Source organism: Chryseobacterium bernardetii, from assembly GCF_003815975.1.
In the GTDB taxonomy this organism is placed as follows: domain Bacteria; phylum Bacteroidota; class Bacteroidia; order Flavobacteriales; family Weeksellaceae; genus Chryseobacterium; species Chryseobacterium bernardetii.
The window spans coordinates 1814110-1829770 of record NZ_CP033932.1 but is presented as its reverse complement, the minus strand read 5'-3'; the positions used below and the strand labels follow the sequence as shown (position 1 = coordinate 1829770).

At 36.1% G+C, this 15661-nt stretch carries 13 protein-coding genes; 9 read left to right on the top strand and 4 right to left on the bottom strand.

What is annotated here, in order from left to right:
* Positions 1 to 28: 28 nt before the first annotated feature.
* From EG339_RS08415 to EG339_RS08405, 3 genes are all read right to left on the bottom strand, one after another.
* On the bottom strand, positions 29 to 1114 hold the full coding sequence (locus EG339_RS08415; protein ID WP_123869802.1) for a 2Fe-2S iron-sulfur cluster-binding protein: 1086 nt from the start codon (positions 1112 to 1114) through the stop codon (positions 29 to 31).
* A complete protein-coding gene (locus EG339_RS08410; protein WP_123869801.1) occupies positions 1114 to 2430 on the bottom strand; it encodes a phenylacetate--CoA ligase family protein in 1317 nt (438 codons plus the stop codon). The genes EG339_RS08415 and EG339_RS08410 overlap by 1 nt, the downstream gene beginning before the upstream one ends.
* A 263-nt stretch (positions 2431 to 2693) precedes the next feature.
* Positions 2694 to 3272, bottom strand: coding sequence for a TetR/AcrR family transcriptional regulator (locus EG339_RS08405; RefSeq protein ID WP_123869800.1), 579 nt, complete (start codon positions 3270 to 3272; stop codon positions 2694 to 2696).
* A gap of 358 nt (positions 3273 to 3630) precedes the next feature.
* Between EG339_RS08405 and clpB the strand changes: the two genes are divergently transcribed.
* The 9 genes from clpB to EG339_RS08365 all read left to right on the top strand — a co-directional run bounded on the left by clpB (position 3631) and on the right by EG339_RS08365 (position 13603).
* Positions 3631 to 6225 carry an ATP-dependent chaperone ClpB gene (gene clpB / locus EG339_RS08400; protein WP_123869799.1) on the top strand — a complete coding sequence of 865 codons (2595 nt, stop codon included), beginning with the start codon at positions 3631 to 3633 and terminating at the stop codon, positions 6223 to 6225.
* A 230-nt stretch (positions 6226 to 6455) separates the two neighbouring features.
* Positions 6456 to 6608, top strand: a complete 153-nt coding sequence (locus EG339_RS24200) for a hypothetical protein (RefSeq protein ID WP_164466421.1) — start codon at positions 6456 to 6458, stop codon at positions 6606 to 6608.
* 190 nt (positions 6609 to 6798) lie between these two features.
* Positions 6799 to 7314, top strand: a complete 516-nt coding sequence (locus EG339_RS08395; protein ID WP_123869798.1) for a hypothetical protein — start codon at positions 6799 to 6801, stop codon at positions 7312 to 7314.
* 29 nt (positions 7315 to 7343) lie between these two features.
* The gene (locus tag EG339_RS08390) at positions 7344 to 7988 is read left to right on the top strand and encodes a hypothetical protein (RefSeq protein ID WP_123869797.1); all 645 of its coding nucleotides are present in this window, start codon (positions 7344 to 7346) and stop codon (positions 7986 to 7988) included.
* Positions 7970 to 8755 carry a sensor histidine kinase gene (locus EG339_RS08385; protein ID WP_123869796.1) on the top strand — a complete coding sequence of 262 codons (786 nt, stop codon included), beginning with the start codon at positions 7970 to 7972 and terminating at the stop codon, positions 8753 to 8755. The genes EG339_RS08390 and EG339_RS08385 overlap by 19 nt, the downstream gene beginning before the upstream one ends.
* Positions 8752 to 9390 (top strand): response regulator transcription factor, encoded by a 639-nt coding sequence (locus EG339_RS08380; RefSeq protein WP_123869795.1) that lies wholly within the window; start codon positions 8752 to 8754, stop codon positions 9388 to 9390. The genes EG339_RS08385 and EG339_RS08380 overlap by 4 nt, the downstream gene beginning before the upstream one ends.
* Before the next feature lie 247 nt (positions 9391 to 9637).
* Positions 9638 to 10642 (top strand): zinc metalloprotease, encoded by a 1005-nt coding sequence (locus tag EG339_RS08375; protein WP_123869794.1) that lies wholly within the window; start codon positions 9638 to 9640, stop codon positions 10640 to 10642.
* A 447-nt stretch (positions 10643 to 11089) separates the two neighbouring features.
* Complete coding sequence (locus EG339_RS08370; protein ID WP_123869793.1) at positions 11090 to 12109, top strand: zinc metalloprotease; 1020 nt, start codon at positions 11090 to 11092, stop codon at positions 12107 to 12109.
* Between the two features lie 105 nt (positions 12110 to 12214).
* The gene (locus tag EG339_RS08365; protein ID WP_123869792.1) at positions 12215 to 13603 is read left to right on the top strand and encodes a phosphatase PAP2 family protein; all 1389 of its coding nucleotides are present in this window, start codon (positions 12215 to 12217) and stop codon (positions 13601 to 13603) included.
* 37 nt (positions 13604 to 13640) lie between these two features.
* On the opposite strand, the gene EG339_RS08360 is transcribed toward EG339_RS08365, so the two are convergent.
* Positions 13641 to 15506 (bottom strand): M1 family metallopeptidase, encoded by a 1866-nt coding sequence (locus EG339_RS08360; protein WP_123869791.1) that lies wholly within the window; start codon positions 15504 to 15506, stop codon positions 13641 to 13643.
* Positions 15507 to 15661 lie beyond the last annotated feature (155 nt).

Genomic DNA, 15661 nt, shown 5'->3' with positions numbered 1-15661 from the left:
GTAAATTGCTATATTGTTACATTAATTTTTAAACATCATAATTAAGCATCACCACATTTGTTGTCGGGTGACATTGGCAGGTAAGAACGTAACCTCTGGCTACTTCTTCTTCGGTAAGCGCGTAGTTTTTCTCCATGAAAACTTCTCCTTCCAAAACTTCCGCTTTACACGTACAACACACGCCTCCTTTACATGCAAAAGGTACAGGAAGATTGTCTTTCAATGCTTTATCTAAGATACTCTCTTTTTTGGAATTCAGGTGAAATGAATATTCATCATCATCTATAATAACTGTTACCATACTTTCAATATTGGCAATAGCCTTGAATTCTTCACTCATTTCCTCCGTATTCTCTTCGTCAGGAGCTGTAAAATATTCGAACAGAACCTGAATAGCGGGTACTTTTTTATCTTTTTTCAGATAATCTGCAATGCCTTTAATCATTTCTGAAGGGCCACAGATAAAATAAGTGGATTCTTTTACATCTATATCCGTGTATCTTTCGAAAAGCTGGTCTAATTTTTCAGGAGAAATTCTTCCCTCAAAAACGGGATCTTCGTGTTTTTCACGGCTTACCAGATACACTACTTTAAGCCTTCCATTGAACTGTTCTGCCAGCTTATCAATTTCAGCTTTTCTCAAAACATGATTCATACTTCTGTTACTGTAAAACAGATAAGCATTACTGTTAGGTTCCTGATAAAGGCTTTCTTTGATATTGGACAAAACCGGAGTAATTCCACTTCCTGCAGCTAAACCAACATATGTTTTCACATTGGTTGGATGATAAGAAGTATTAAAATTTCCCATTGGAGGCATTACTTCCAGCATTTCATCCATATGAAGATGCTCATTGAAATATCCTGATACCTTTCCGTTTTCAAGCAACTTCACCAAAACTTCCAGGGTATTGCTTTTTTCGCTTGGGGCATTGCAGATAGAGTAAGAACGTCTTTCCTCGTTTCCGTTAATCATCATTCGGAAATTAAGGTACTGTCCTTGTTTGAACCTGAACTTGTCTTTCAGTTCTTCAGGAATCTCTACGGCAACATTTACCGCATCGGGAGTATCCTTCTGAACCTTTACAGTTTTAAGTTTATAAAATGAATTCATTATTTTTTTAGTATTCTATTAATTTTTCCACCTTCACACTTCGGCAAACTGTCTTGGGCATGAACTTTTACTTTTGTTGTGATGCCTACTCTCTTTTTTATTTCGTTTTCAATATTTTTTCCGAAGCTTCCGACAAAATTAAAATAATCATCGGTATTTGCTTCTATTTTCTGAGACCTTACCAATTCATCATCAATTTCAACATCAATATCCAGAGCTACACACATCTGTTCCTTTTCAACAGGGGTTAGATAATAATTGGGCACTACCCCTTTTATATGTGAAAATGCATCTTCAATCTGGCTTGGATATACATTTACACCTCTTACAATGAGCATATCATCTGCTCTGCCTACAATCGGTTTCATCTTCACCATGGTTCTTTTGGCGTTTTCATCATAGTACAGACTTGTAATATCGTTCGTCCAATAGCGCAGAAGCGGCATTGCTTTTTTGGTTAATGTTGTAATCACCAGTACTCCTTCTTCTCCGAAAGGAACCGGCTCTTTTGTAATCGGATCCAGAATTTCAGGGTAAAAATGATCTTCCCAAATGTAAGAACCACCTTTTTCCTCAAAATCTTCCATGGAAACTCCAGGGCCGATAATTTCACTTAGTCCGTAAATATTAGTTGCATGAACACCTAATCTTTCTTCAATGTGGCCTCTTATAATTTCCGTCCAAGGTTCTGATCCTAATACAGCGTACTTCAGGCTGATTTCATCGGCAGAAATTCCTCTTTTAGCAAATTCATCAGCTATTGTCAAGGCATATGATGGTGAGCAGCAGATGACTTCCGGTTTAAAATCTACAATAAGATCTACCTGTCTGGACGTCATCCCTCCCGAAATAGGAAGCACACTCATCCCCAGTATTTCCGCACCATAATGAAGTCCTAATCCGCCTGTAAAAATCCCATAACCATAAGCGTTATGTAATTGCATTCCCGGTTTAGCTCCGGCAGCATTCAGTGACCTGGCTACTACTTCACTGAAAAGATCTATATCTTCTTTGGTATATCCCACCACAGTTGGCTTTCCTGTAGTTCCGCTTGAACAGTGAATCCTCTGAAGTTCAGTCTTAGGAACTGTAAATAAACCGAACGGATAATGGTCTCTCAAGTCCTGCTTGTAAGTAATAGGAAGTTTCGTGATATCCTCAATGGTCCTTATATCCTGTGGAGATATCTGCAATTCATCAAATTTTCTTTTATAAAATTCCGACTTCTCGCTCAGATAACCCATCAGGTTCACCAACCGCTCGGATTGAAGCTGTCTCAACTGACCCAGCTCCAGATATTCAACTGAAAAATCCATAAAACTAACTAACATTTGTTAGGTGTAAATTTAACAAGATTTTGGAATCTGGCAAAATTTTTATGATTTTCGTCATATTTTGAACGATTCTAAATAATTAATTCTAGAAAGATTAAGGTATAACCACAAAGTTTTAAGAATATCAATTGAAAAGCACATATGCCATTCAGAGCGGAACCAAGTGAAGCGTGGAATCTAAGCAAATCAGAGAACAAATGAAAATGACAGAGATTCTTCCTTCATCAGAATGATAAAAGGGTATGTTATCTATTTTGATTTCCTAAAAGTCCATAAAGGATTTTATCCCTTATCTCATCCGTAATTTCATCGGTAGAATCACTGCTTCTCTTAAACCAGAAATAAGAATTATTTAAGGTATGAAGAATAAACCTGGTAGTAAATGACGGTGATTTCAGTTCCCAGTTTTCAGCCTGGTAGATTTCGGAAATTAGCTTTTCCACTTCCTGCTGATACCTTTTTCTCAGTTCCACAAATTCAGGAAGTTTTTCTTCCAGATGTCTCCATTCTATGGAATAAATATGGGTAACATCACGGTTTTTAAGAACAACAGATAAATGCTTATCTAAAAATAAATTCAGTTTTTCTTTTGGAGCAATATCTGTATTTTTTACTTCCTGAAGCTCATCGAAAAACTCCTGTGCAATCCCAAAACAAATCCATTCCAGAATTTCTTCTTTTGAACGGATATGTGCATACAGTGATGCGGCTTTGATATTTAGCTTCGTAGCCAGATCTCTTACCGAGCTCCCCATATATCCTTTCTCTTTGAAAAGTTCTACGGCTACATCTAATATTTTTCTTTGTTTTTCTTTAAGTTCCATTTGTAAAAATGCAAAAGTAGTTATTCTGAAATAAACTGAATATAAAAGAGAAATTAATTCGTTTCAAATCTGTGTTTTTAATTCTCAGGTACATGACTGACGGAATGTTCATCAAATTCAAAGAAAATTATAGAGAATCGGAAATTTTGTCAAGTTAAATAATCGTTAAAAATACATAATCCGGAAATTTTGTCTATATTTTTTGTAAATTTAATAATTGAACAGTTTTTGCGATACAGTCATCGATTACATGATTAAATAATTGATAGGCATTAAGAAACTGAGCCTTAAAATTTAGTTTCTTGATGTTTTTTAAAAACTAAACTTTGAACGAATCATTAACAAAAATATAGAAAATATGAACTTAAACCAATATACTGTAAAATCACAGGAAGCCATCCAGGCAGCACAGCAAGTAGCCATGGAATTTGGCAACCAAAGTATTGAACCTCAACATCTCCTTGAAGGAATTTTTCAGGTGGATGAAAATATATCGCCTTTTCTATTAAAGAAATCTGAAGCAGATGCTAATTTAGTAAGAGAGCGAAACCGTGAAAATTTAGAAAAGCTTCCAAAGGTACAGGGAGGAAATATCTATTTATCACAATCAGCAAACAAAGTATTGCTGGATGCACCCAACATCGCAAAAAAAATGGGTGATGAATATGTAACGATTGAACACTTATGGCTGTCTCTTATAGAAACCAGCTCTGAAGTTTCTCAAATGTTGAAAGACATGGGAGTAACCAAGAAATTACTGGAAGGAGCCATTAAAGAATTGAGAAAAGGAAGCAAAGCCACTTCTGCAAGTTCAGAAGAAACATATCAATCCTTAAATAAATATGCTAAAAACTTCAACGAGTTAGCCGCTGAAGGAAAGCTGGATCCTGTAATCGGGCGTGATGAGGAGATTAGAAGAGTATTACAGATCCTTTCCAGAAGAACAAAGAACAACCCTATCCTTATTGGGGAGCCGGGTGTAGGTAAAACGGCTATTGCAGAGGGAATTGCTCACAGAATTATCAGCGGTGACGTTCCTGAAAACCTGATGGATAAAACATTATATTCACTGGATATGGGAGCTTTGATCGCCGGAGCAAAATATAAAGGTGAGTTTGAAGAGCGTCTGAAATCTGTAGTAAATGAGGTTATCAAATCTGATGGCCAGATCATTCTTTTCATTGATGAGATCCACACTTTAGTAGGTGCCGGCGGAGGTGAAGGTGCAATGGATGCTGCCAACATTTTAAAACCAGCCCTTGCCAGAGGTGAATTAAGAGCTATTGGAGCAACCACTTTAAATGAATACCAAAAGTATTTTGAAAAGGATAAAGCTTTGGAAAGACGTTTCCAGAAAGTAATGGTAGAAGAGCCGGATACTGAATCTGCTATTTCTATCCTTCGTGGAATTAAAGATAAATATGAAGCTCACCACAAAGTAAGAATTAAAGATGAAGCGATTATTGCCGCTGTTGAAATGTCCCAGAGATATATTTCAGACCGATTTTTACCGGACAAGGCAATTGATTTAATTGATGAGGCTTCTGCTAAGCTGAGAATGGAAATCAATTCCAAACCTGAAGAACTGGATGTTTTAGACAGAAAGCTGATGCAGTTGGAAATTGAATTAGCAGCAATTTCAAGAGAAGGCAACCAAACAAAAATCGACCATTTAAAAGAGGACATTGCTAAAATTTCTGAACAGAGAAATGAAATCAATGCAAAATGGCTGAAAGAAAAACAGAAAAGTGAAGATCTTACCCAGATCAAAAAAGATATTGAGTCTCTGAAATTAGAAGCAGAAAGAGCTTCAAGAGCAGGTGACTATGCTAAAGTAGCGGAAATCCAATATGGAAAACTTCGTGAAAAAGAAGATGAGCTTGCCAAAGTGGAACTTGAAATGCAGAACCATCAGAATGAGTTAATCAAAGAAGAGGTAACTTCTGAAAATATCTCTGAGGTGATTGCAAAATGGACAGGTATTCCTGTAACTAAATTGCTGCAATCTGAAAGAGATAAGCTCTTGAACCTGGAATCTGAGCTTCATCACCGAGTTGTAGGACAGGATGAAGCAATCCAGGCTGTAGCTGATGCCATCAGAAGAAACAGAGCGGGATTGAGTGATGATAAAAAACCAATCGGATCATTCCTATTCCTGGGAACAACCGGTGTTGGTAAAACGGAACTTGCAAAAGCACTGGCAGAGTTTTTATTTGATGATGAAAACAACATGACCAGAATTGATATGAGTGAATATCAGGAACGCCACAGTGTCTCCAGATTGGTAGGAGCGCCTCCGGGATATGTTGGGTATGATGAAGGCGGACAATTGACGGAAGCAGTCAGAAGAAGACCTTATTCTGTAGTCCTTTTGGATGAAATTGAAAAAGCCCACCCTGATGTTTTCAATACTTTGTTACAGGTTTTGGATGATGGACGTCTTACGGATAATAAAGGACGTGTAGTGAATTTCAAGAATTCAATCATCATTATGACTTCTAACTTAGGTTCTCATTTAATTCAGGAGAATTTTGAAAATCTAACTGAGGAAAATCAGGATGAGATTGTGGATAAAACCAAAGATGAAGTTTTTGATTTATTGAAGCAAACATTACGTCCGGAATTCCTGAACAGAATTGACGAGATTGTACTCTTCCAGCCTTTAAGAAAGAAAGAAATCGGAAAAATAGTTCAGTATCAGCTGAGAGGGTTCAATGATATGTTAGCAAAACGTAATATCATTATGACATTCACTCAGGATGCAGTAGATTATCTGATGGAAAAAGGATATGACCCGGCATTCGGAGCCAGACCTTTAAAAAGAGTGATCCAACAGGAAGTGCTGAATAAACTGTCTAAAGAAATCCTTGCAGGAAATGTAAATGATGGTGACAGAATTACCCTGGATTACTTTGTAGAAACAGGATTGGTATTCAGGCCAACTGAACAATAAAAATAAAGTAGTTTTTTTCATATACATTAATTTTTGTAGATAAGTGCTGTAGAGAGAATCTGCGGCACTTATTTTTTTTAAACCCTTGAAAGCACCAAAGCCGGCTATGAAGGAACAGCAATCCGAAAGTAAAGTATGATCATCAAATATCTTTCTATTTTATATCTTAATAACGTGAAATATTATTAAATTTATCATCCAAACAAATTAATAACTTAAACAAAATCAGTATGAAAAAGTTAAAAAGACAAGAATTAAAGACCATTTCAGGCGGATTACTTCTTCCAATTATTGAATGTGATGAAAACTGGAACTGCCCTAACGGCTTATGCTGTACATCAGGAATGATCTGCAGGGATCCTAGAAAATACCCTTGTATTTAAAAAGTAGAACGGAGAATAATTCTCCGTTTTTTTTGTAAAAAGCTATTTAGTTTTATCTTTTTCTTCTTATTATGCAATCCGTAAAAATACGGTAAAAATAACAGTGTAATTCCCTATTCCCTACTTTAATTTCTAACATTTTTTTTACGAAATTTGCAGAAATACGGATATTCCTTTATAAAACTAAGTTATGAAAACAGAATCTACTAAAAACAACGGTTCAATGTCAAATGAACTGATTAAAGTTCTTATTGACAATTACCGGCAGAACCAAATGAATGCCATCAACAAAACCATGGGGATAACTGATTCTCAATCTATATGGTTTGACCTTCCTAAACTTAAGAACTTCATTAACCAGATAGAAGATGAAGCCCGTAAAATAAATCCTGAATGTACCCAGGAAGATTTGGGAATCAGATTTTACTATGCTGCCTATCCGAAAATTGAGAATTGGGATATCATGGAGAGCCATCCTGTCCCGGAAGAATATTCTGAAAAACATACCCTTGTAATGATCCCTACCCTGAAAAAAGAGAGCGAAGAAGGTGAAATTGTTAATTACGACTTTCATGCTTTACAAAACTCAAACGGAAAACCAGTAAGCACAGCGCTGTACGCCCGTGGAAAAAACCCATCTCCTGAAGGTCTCGGAGAAAATCAGGGAACTCTATCCCCTCCTGCAAGTTCAATGGGAATGTTTTAGTATTAATCAAAAGAAATTTATTATAAACAATGACTGAATTCCAAAGGTTTTTCTCACAATTTATGTACACTGGAGAGGCTATCGCTGCTTTGGTATCCATTATTTATTTTAACCGTGAAAAAAAACTGCATTGGAAACTTTTCGCATTATATCTTATTGCCATTTTTCTATGCGAATCATCCGTAAAATGGTTTGAGAAGGCTCTCCGTATCGATAGAATTATTTTTTACAACTACTTTGTAATGCCATTGCAGTTTATTTTCTTTTACTGGTTATATGCCATAAAGTCTTTGAAAAAACCCAAACTGTTCTATATCTTCTCTTTGTTATATTTTGCTGCGTTTATTCCACAAATATCATTCTTTGTAGAAAGAAAAGTTGTGTATGCTCCCAACTACACTTTAGGATGTATATTTCTGATGATTCTTGTAGTGATGGAATATTATAAACAGGTTAATTCAACGGAAATCCTAAAATTCAGTACCAATAGGATGTTTTATATCAATCTGGGTAATACTCTTTTTTATATAGGAACACTTCCGTTTATGACATTCATGTCTCTTCTTTGGGAATATAGAGATATTTGGGATCTTTATTTTGCTTATTTTCAGGTTTCCGGAACAATAATGTATCTTTTATTCGCAAGTTCATTTATATGGGGAAAGCAGAATTAATAATTACAATCATTCTTTTTAATACATTCTTTGTAATGTTTGCCGTTGCTGTGGCCATCTATATCAGGAACTACAGGCAGCGAAAGAAAGAATATCTTAATGAGATGGAAATGAAAAACGAGATTCACCAGAGAGAACTCCTCTCTACCCAACTGGAGATCCAGCAGGCTACCATGCAGCAAATAGGAAGAGAGCTGCATGATAATATCGGGCAAAAGCTGACACTGGTGAGTTTATATGTTCAGCAAATGCTTTATGAGAACAAGGTCCCAGAAGCCAGTGATAGAATTGATCAGGTCTCACAGATCATTAATCAATCTCTACAAGATCTTCGAAGTCTTTCAAAAACATTAACAGATGATAATATCAGCCAGAAAGAAATTGTAACCTTAATTCAGGAAGAAGTTGATAATACCAATTCACTAAAGAAATGTCTTATCAGTTTTGAGCATAATTTTGACCAGTTGGACCTTGGCTTTGTTCATAAGAATCTATTACTGAGAATCACTCAGGAGTTTATACAGAACAGTATAAAACATTCTCACTGCAAAAATATTTTCATCAGTTTAAATACTTCTGAAAACATACTTTGGGAACTTACTATTCGGGATGACGGAATCGGATTTGATGCTACTCAGACAAAGTCAAACGGAATTGGTCTCACCAATATGAAAAACAGAGCGGAAATCATTGGTGCCGATTTCCTTCTTGAAAGTGAAAAGAATGCAGGTACCCAAATTAATATCACCTTAAAAAAACAGTCATGAAAAAAACAATTGTAATTGTTGACGATCATATCCTTATTGCAAAGGCCCTTGAAGGTATTATTGGTAACTTCAGTGAGTTTGAGGTTATCTACGTCTGTGAAAGCGGCAAAGATCTGATTCAGAAATTTGAAGAGGGAAATACCATTCCGGATATTATTCTCATGGATGTAAGTATGCCGATTATGGATGGTTTTGAAACGGCAGCCTGGGTTACCAAAAACCACCCGGATATCAAGATAATGGCACTCAGCATGCAGGGTGACGATAACAGCGTTATTAAAATGATTAAAAACGGAGCAAAAGGTTATCTTTTAAAAAATACCCATCCAAAAGGTCTGGAAACAGCCCTTACGAGACTCAATACAGATGGTTTCTTTTATCCTGAGTGGGCTTCAAAGATTATATTCTCCAATCTCAATAAAACGGATATTGAAACAACAATAAAGATCTCCGACCGGGAAAAAGAATTTTTAAAATATACAGTTACAGAGCTGAGTTATAAAGAAATTGCAGACAGAATGTGCTGCAGCCCCAGAACGGTTGAAAGCTACCGTGACCAGTTATGTGAAAAGCTGGATTTAAAAACCCGTGTAGGTTTAGCTGTATTTGCCATTAAAAATGGCTTTGCCAACTAAAAACAAACTAAAAATTTTTCTATTAAATAAATTTAGTTACTAATTATTTACATAAAAACAGTATTACAAATAAAAATCAAAAAGCATTTTACTAAATTAAATAAAATACAATAAAATAAACAAATGTTTAAAATACACGTAATAAAAAAATGTAATTTATATAAATAATTCAACAAAATTACAAAAATAACTTGCATATCAATTTTTAAAAATATAATTTCACATCCTCAATTAAAAAAATTTGGATATGAAAAAACTATTTTTTGGAGCTCTTATGCTCAGCTTGATGACGGCATGTAACAATGATAGTGTTACCAATCAAAATGAAGCTCCAGCTCAAGAGCCTGCAGTGTCTGCCGGAATAGCACAAAGGGGATGTGCTTCCGAAGAAATAAGACAGGAGGCTTTGAAAAACAATCCTGAACTTAAACAAAGATTTACAGATCTGGAAATCAATACCGAAAACTTCGCCAAGGCTGTGAAATTTGGGAAAGTGCTTGCCGATGGTACTGTAGAAATCCCTGTAGTTGTAAATGTTATTTACAAAACCACTGCAGAAAATGTTACTGATGCAAGAATAGCTGAACAAATTGAAGTATTAAATGCCGACTATTCCGGTACAAACAGTGATGTCAGTAAAATCCCTTCTGAATTTGCCCCTGTGAGTTCAGGCGATACAAAAGTAAAATTCAGACTGGTAAATACCGTTAGAAAATCTACTTCTAAAACAAGCTGGTCTACTAATGATGACATGAAAAAGGCTTCCAAAGGAGGTATTGATGCCACTAACCCTACCAACTACCTGAATATATGGGTTGTAGGAAAAATGACAAGCCAAGGCCGTACTATTCTTGGATACGCTACATTCCCGGAATCTGCAGGATTATGGAATGACGGTGTTGTAATTGGAGCACCATATTTTGGTAAAACAGGAGCCTCCGCACCATTTAACCTAGGAAGAACTGCAACACACGAAGTAGGACACTATTTAAACCTAAGACATATCTGGGGAGATGCTAATTGCGGAAATGATCTTGTAAGCGATACTCCAACTCAAACAACAGCCAATTATGGAAAACCTACATACCCACTATACAATACATGTAGCGGAGTACAGAGATCTGTAATGTTTATGAACTATATGGATTATGTTGACGATGGTGCTATGTTTATGTTCTCTGCAGGACAAAAAACAAGAATGCAGTCTGTAGTTGCAACTACCGGAGCAAGAGCCGGATTGAGAGTTTACTAACAAATACAATTCTAAATATCTGAAATCTATCTCAATTGAGATAGATTTTTTTATGTCTTAGCTTCTTCACTCCCATGAGCAGACTGCTCAAAACAGGTATAAAATTGAAAATACTGCATTTCCAGAAAATCCAGCCAAGAACAACAGAAATACTTTTTATAGTATAAACATATTCTGTAAGACCAGTTCTAAGACTAATTAATATAAAAAATTTTTATTAAAGATTAAAAATTTCAAAATTATTTTCACCTTACAATACACTTAAAAGTGAAATATTAAACGCTAATCTGAATTTGATTAAAATTTAAAATTAAACAACTTTAATTAACATTTATTCAAATAATAAACCATTACCATGAATATTTATTAAATATATAAAGAAATAATTTGCATATTATTTTTAAAAAATATAATTTCACGCCTTCAACCACATTATATTATAACGATATGAAAAAACTCTTTTTTGGAGCTCTAGTTCTGAGCTTTATGGCAGCCTGTAATAATGACAGCGTGGCCAATCAAAATGAAACACCAACAAATTCGGAAGCTATGCCAACTGCTTTAACGGCTACCCAGAGAAAATGCCCATCAGAAGAAATAAGACAGGCGATGCTTCTGAAGAATCCTTCACTCAAGCAAAAAATAGCAGATATTGAATCCAGTACCGAAAGATTTACAGAAAATCTTAAAGTAGGAAAAGTACTTGCGGACGGAACAGTAGAAATCCCGGTTGTTTTTAATGTAATCTACAATACTTCCACTCAAAATGTTTCTGATGCAAGAATAGCGGAACAAATTGCAGTACTGAATGCTGATTATGGTGCTACTAATTCCGACATCACTAAAATTCCTTCAGCATTTCAGCCTTCAGCTGCAGGAGATGTAAAAATCCGCTTCAAATTAGTAGCTACCAACCGTAAACAGAATACAAAAACCGGCTGGAGATCTGATCTTGAAGAAATGAAAAAAGCAAGTACAGGAGGTATTGATGCTACTGATGTGAACAAGAACCTGAATATATGGGTTGTTAATTCAATTCTTGACGAAAACAGCCAGCCTGGAACTTTAGGCTACGCTTACTATCCGGAACATGCAGGACAATGGTACGATGGTCTTGTAATAGGATATCAGTATATAGGAAAAACCGGCGCTTCAGCTCCTTTCAACTTAGGAAGAACAGTAACGCATGAAGTAGGGCATTACTTAAACCTTCCACACCTTTGGGGTTCATCTGATGTAGGCTGCCAAACAGATTATTCTAATGATACCCCGGCTTCACCTGGTCCTAACTACGGAACTCCTACCTATCCGCTGAACAGAGTTTGTGGAGGAGTAAGCCGTTCTCAGATGTTTATGAACTATATGGACTATGTAGATGATAAGGCAATGTTTATGTTCTCTGCCAACCAAAAAACAAGAATGCAGGCTGTAGTATCTGCAGCCGGGCCAAGATCTGGATTAAGATAATCAACAATATCTGTTGAAATATTATAAAAATATTAAAATAGTCTATCTCAATTTTTGGGATAGATTTTTTTAATATTTTTACGCGATTTAATTTCAGCACCGTTAATGATGAAAAAAATAGCATTAGCATCAGGAATACTATTGCATTTATCCTGCATTAAAGCTCAGGACAGCATCCAAACCAGAAATCTCAGGGAAGACCTAACATTGATTAACTCAGGACTTTCTATTCAGGAAAAAACACCGTTTTTTAAGAAGGAATGGGTAAAAAAATCTGTAGCACCTGCTATTCTTTTTACTGCAGCCACAGCCACATGGGGAGAAAAAGAAAATATCCGCGAAGTAAGAAACCGGTATCTCCCCAACTTCAAAGTTAAATATGATGATTATCTTCAGTACGCTCCTGCCGTAGCTGTATACGGATTAAAACTGGCCGGTGTAAAGGGAAGAAACAATATTGGAAGAGCAACTTTATCCTACGGTGCCAGCTTAGTGATTATGGGGATTCTTGTAAACTCCATCAAATATACTGCAAAAGTTGAGCGTCCGGATGGGTCTAAAAATAATTCTTTTCCTTCAGGACATGCTGCTATGGCTTTTACCAATGCCAGTTTTCTTCATAAAGAATATGGAATGGTAAACCCAGCTTACAGCATCGCCGGATATGGTTCTGCTACTATTACAGGACTTGGACGAAATTTAAATAACAGACATTGGGTGCCGGATATCCTTGCCGGAGCCGGGATCGGGATCATATCAACAGAACTCGGATATTTCTTTATTGATAAAATTTATAAGAACAAAGGTGATAATTTAAGCATTTTATCCAGAATACAGGGAAATGACTATCCTTCTTTTCTTTCGTTAAAGATGGGTACAGCATTAGGCACCACCAACTTCCTCAGAGAATCTGAGCTGGATGATAAAAAGCAGACCGGTTTTGAAGGTGGATTGGAAGGAGCTTATTTCTTTTCAAAAAAATGGGGTGTGGGGGCAGATATCACTTTCAGCAGCTTCCCTATTAAATCTCAAAGAATAACCTTTGATGATGGCCAGGACTTTGGGGACCATGAAATTAAAACACAATCTATGGGCTTCCTGGCTGCAGGTATTGGACCCTATTTTTCTCATGAACTTTCAGACAAATGGCAGCTAACCTTAAAGTTGACCGGCGGATACGCTGCAACTGCCAGTGGAAAAGTTTTTGTAAAAGGGAATGAAATAGACACTCCTAATCACGAACTCCAGATAGCCAGATACAAACCCAAACCAGCTTTCCGCTGGAATACAGGAGCTTCTATGACTTATAAGTTCAATCCGGGATTAGGTCTTACTTTTTATACAGATTACAATCAGATCAATTCTACAATACGTTATCATTTCAGCGATGAAATTAAAGAAAGCGCAGAATTGGATCAGGAACTGAACAATCTGATTGCTAAAGAAAAAATCAATTACATAACTTTAGGATTGAGATTAACTGCCTATTTCTAAAATAACAAAAGCCTTCATATCCTGAAGGCTTTTAATTTTATAAAATTTTACTGTTATCTTCCGGAGTATAATCCATAAAGATTTCTCCATCCAATTTTACAGATTTCACTTTTTTCTTAATCGGAATTACAAGGTCGGTTAATTTCTGATCTTTCTCCCAGACAGACGGTGAAAAATGCAATTTCTCCGTAGTTCCGTCTTCATAAGATAATACAGTATCAAACGGAATGGCAAATCCCCCCACATTCACGACATTTATGGTAAGCAGATCATTCATTTGAGAAGCTCCTGCCACTTTTAGGTCAATATAATTATTGGTATAAAACCAATTCTGGAAAAACCAGTTCAGGTTTTTTCCGGAACCAGTATTCATTGAGTTGAAATAATCCCACGGCACCGGATGTTTCCCGTTCCAGTTATCCATATAGTGATGTAATGCTTTTTTGAATAGCTCATCCCCCAGATAATCCTTTAATGCAAGATAAGACAGGGAAGATTTCACATACGAATTGTTTCCATACCCTGAACCACTTACCTGTGTACTCATTGTAATGATTGGCTGATCCTGTTCTGCTGACGGGTCATTGATCCATTTTTTTACACGGAAGTTTTTATAAAATTCTTTTGCTTTATCTTCCCCATTTTCATCAATCCCGATCAGATATTCTAAAGTAGTTGCCCAACCTTCATCCATAAACGCATATCTTGTCTCATTGATTCCCATATAGAAAGGAAAATAGGTATGAGCAATTTCATGGTCCGCTGTAAGTCGGGCATCCTGGAAGTCTTCAGGAATACTGGTATCATTAATCATCATAGGATATTCCATATCTGCATATCCCTGAATAGCTGTCATTACATTATAAGGATATTCTACTCCCGGCCAGTTTTTGGAAAACCAGTCCAGGTTATAACGCATCCAGTCTACATAATGTTCAAAATCTTTCGCTCCTGCTTTATATCCTGCCTGAACACTGGCTCTTTTGGTTTTCAACTGAACACTGGCAGCATCCCATACATAATGGTTGCTTAAAGCAAAACAGAAGTCGGTAATATGATTGGCTTTAAACTTCCAGACATTCCATTTATTCTGCTTGGTCACTTTTCCTGACTTCATTTCCTGCTCTGTAGCAATATGCATGAGCTGGTCGCTTTTCAATGAAGCTTTATATCTTTTCAGATATTCTGGCTGAAGAACATCTTCCGGATTCTGGAAATCTCCGGTTGCCCATACCACATAGTTCTTTGGAGCCGTTATGGCAAAGCTATAATCATTAAAATCATTATAAAACTCCTGTCTGTCTGAATGCGGGAGCATATCCCATCCGTTATAATCATCATAAACAGAAATTCTCGGGAAAGAATAAGCTACGTAGAAGGTTTCGGGATCAATCTGCCCTTCTCTCCCGCTTTGTACTGAAAGAGGATACTCCCATTCAATCTTAACCTCTGCTTTTGACTTTGATTTTAAGGGGGATTTTAATTTTACTTTTTCCACCGTTCCCCAATCATCACTATTGATGTCATATTTTTCACCATTTACAATGAATGATTTGATCTTAAGCCCTGTAGACAGAAAATCTTTAGAAACGGATCCGGATCTTGGAGATTGCGGCTTATGAAGGTTATTGACAAATCTTATAGCCAATTCATTAAGATGATCCGGACTATTATTGGTATAAACTATGGTTTCTTTTCCGGAAACGGTTTTTGTATTGGCATCTACTTTTACATCAACATTATAAACTCCTTTATTCTGCCAGTAGTTTTTACCCGGTGCACCAGAAATATCACGGGTTCCTTTTTCATAAGCTATTTTAATATTTCGCGGCATATACAATTCCTGAGCAGAAAGTTGCAGTAATGAAACAACCATCAGCATTCCGGAAAAAATTCTCTTCATAGTAATCTCTTTTTTAGATAAGTATCAAAAATAGCGAAAATGTACCATCAAGCGATAATTTCTTTTATAATAATGTTTTATGGTAATTAGTCTTTAATTTAAAATATTCTAAAAAGTCAGGTGATGAAAACTGAAGACCGGAAGTCATGAAAGTC

Bases quoted from the DNA above. Each gene is read 5' to 3' on its own strand.
- EG339_RS08415 (WP_123869802.1), bottom strand. From the start codon at position 1,114: ATGAATTCATTTTATAAACTTAAAACTGTAAAGGTTCAGAAGGATACT.
- EG339_RS08410 (WP_123869801.1), bottom strand. From the start codon at position 2,430: ATGGATTTTTCAGTTGAATATCTGGAGCTGGGTCAGTTGAGACAGCTT.
- EG339_RS08405 (WP_123869800.1), bottom strand. From the start codon at position 3,272: ATGGAACTTAAAGAAAAACAAAGAAAAATATTAGATGTAGCCGTAGAA.
- clpB (WP_123869799.1), top strand. From the start codon at position 3,631: ATGAACTTAAACCAATATACTGTAAAATCACAGGAAGCCATCCAGGCA.
- EG339_RS24200 (WP_164466421.1), top strand. From the start codon at position 6,456: ATGAAAAAGTTAAAAAGACAAGAATTAAAGACCATTTCAGGCGGATTA.
- EG339_RS08395 (WP_123869798.1), top strand. From the start codon at position 6,799: ATGAAAACAGAATCTACTAAAAACAACGGTTCAATGTCAAATGAACTG.
- EG339_RS08390 (WP_123869797.1), top strand. From the start codon at position 7,344: ATGACTGAATTCCAAAGGTTTTTCTCACAATTTATGTACACTGGAGAG.
- EG339_RS08385 (WP_123869796.1), top strand. From the start codon at position 7,970: ATGGGGAAAGCAGAATTAATAATTACAATCATTCTTTTTAATACATTC.
- EG339_RS08380 (WP_123869795.1), top strand. From the start codon at position 8,752: ATGAAAAAAACAATTGTAATTGTTGACGATCATATCCTTATTGCAAAG.
- EG339_RS08375 (WP_123869794.1), top strand. From the start codon at position 9,638: ATGAAAAAACTATTTTTTGGAGCTCTTATGCTCAGCTTGATGACGGCA.
- EG339_RS08370 (WP_123869793.1), top strand. From the start codon at position 11,090: ATGAAAAAACTCTTTTTTGGAGCTCTAGTTCTGAGCTTTATGGCAGCC.
- EG339_RS08365 (WP_123869792.1), top strand. From the start codon at position 12,215: ATGATGAAAAAAATAGCATTAGCATCAGGAATACTATTGCATTTATCC.
- EG339_RS08360 (WP_123869791.1), bottom strand. From the start codon at position 15,506: ATGAAGAGAATTTTTTCCGGAATGCTGATGGTTGTTTCATTACTGCAA.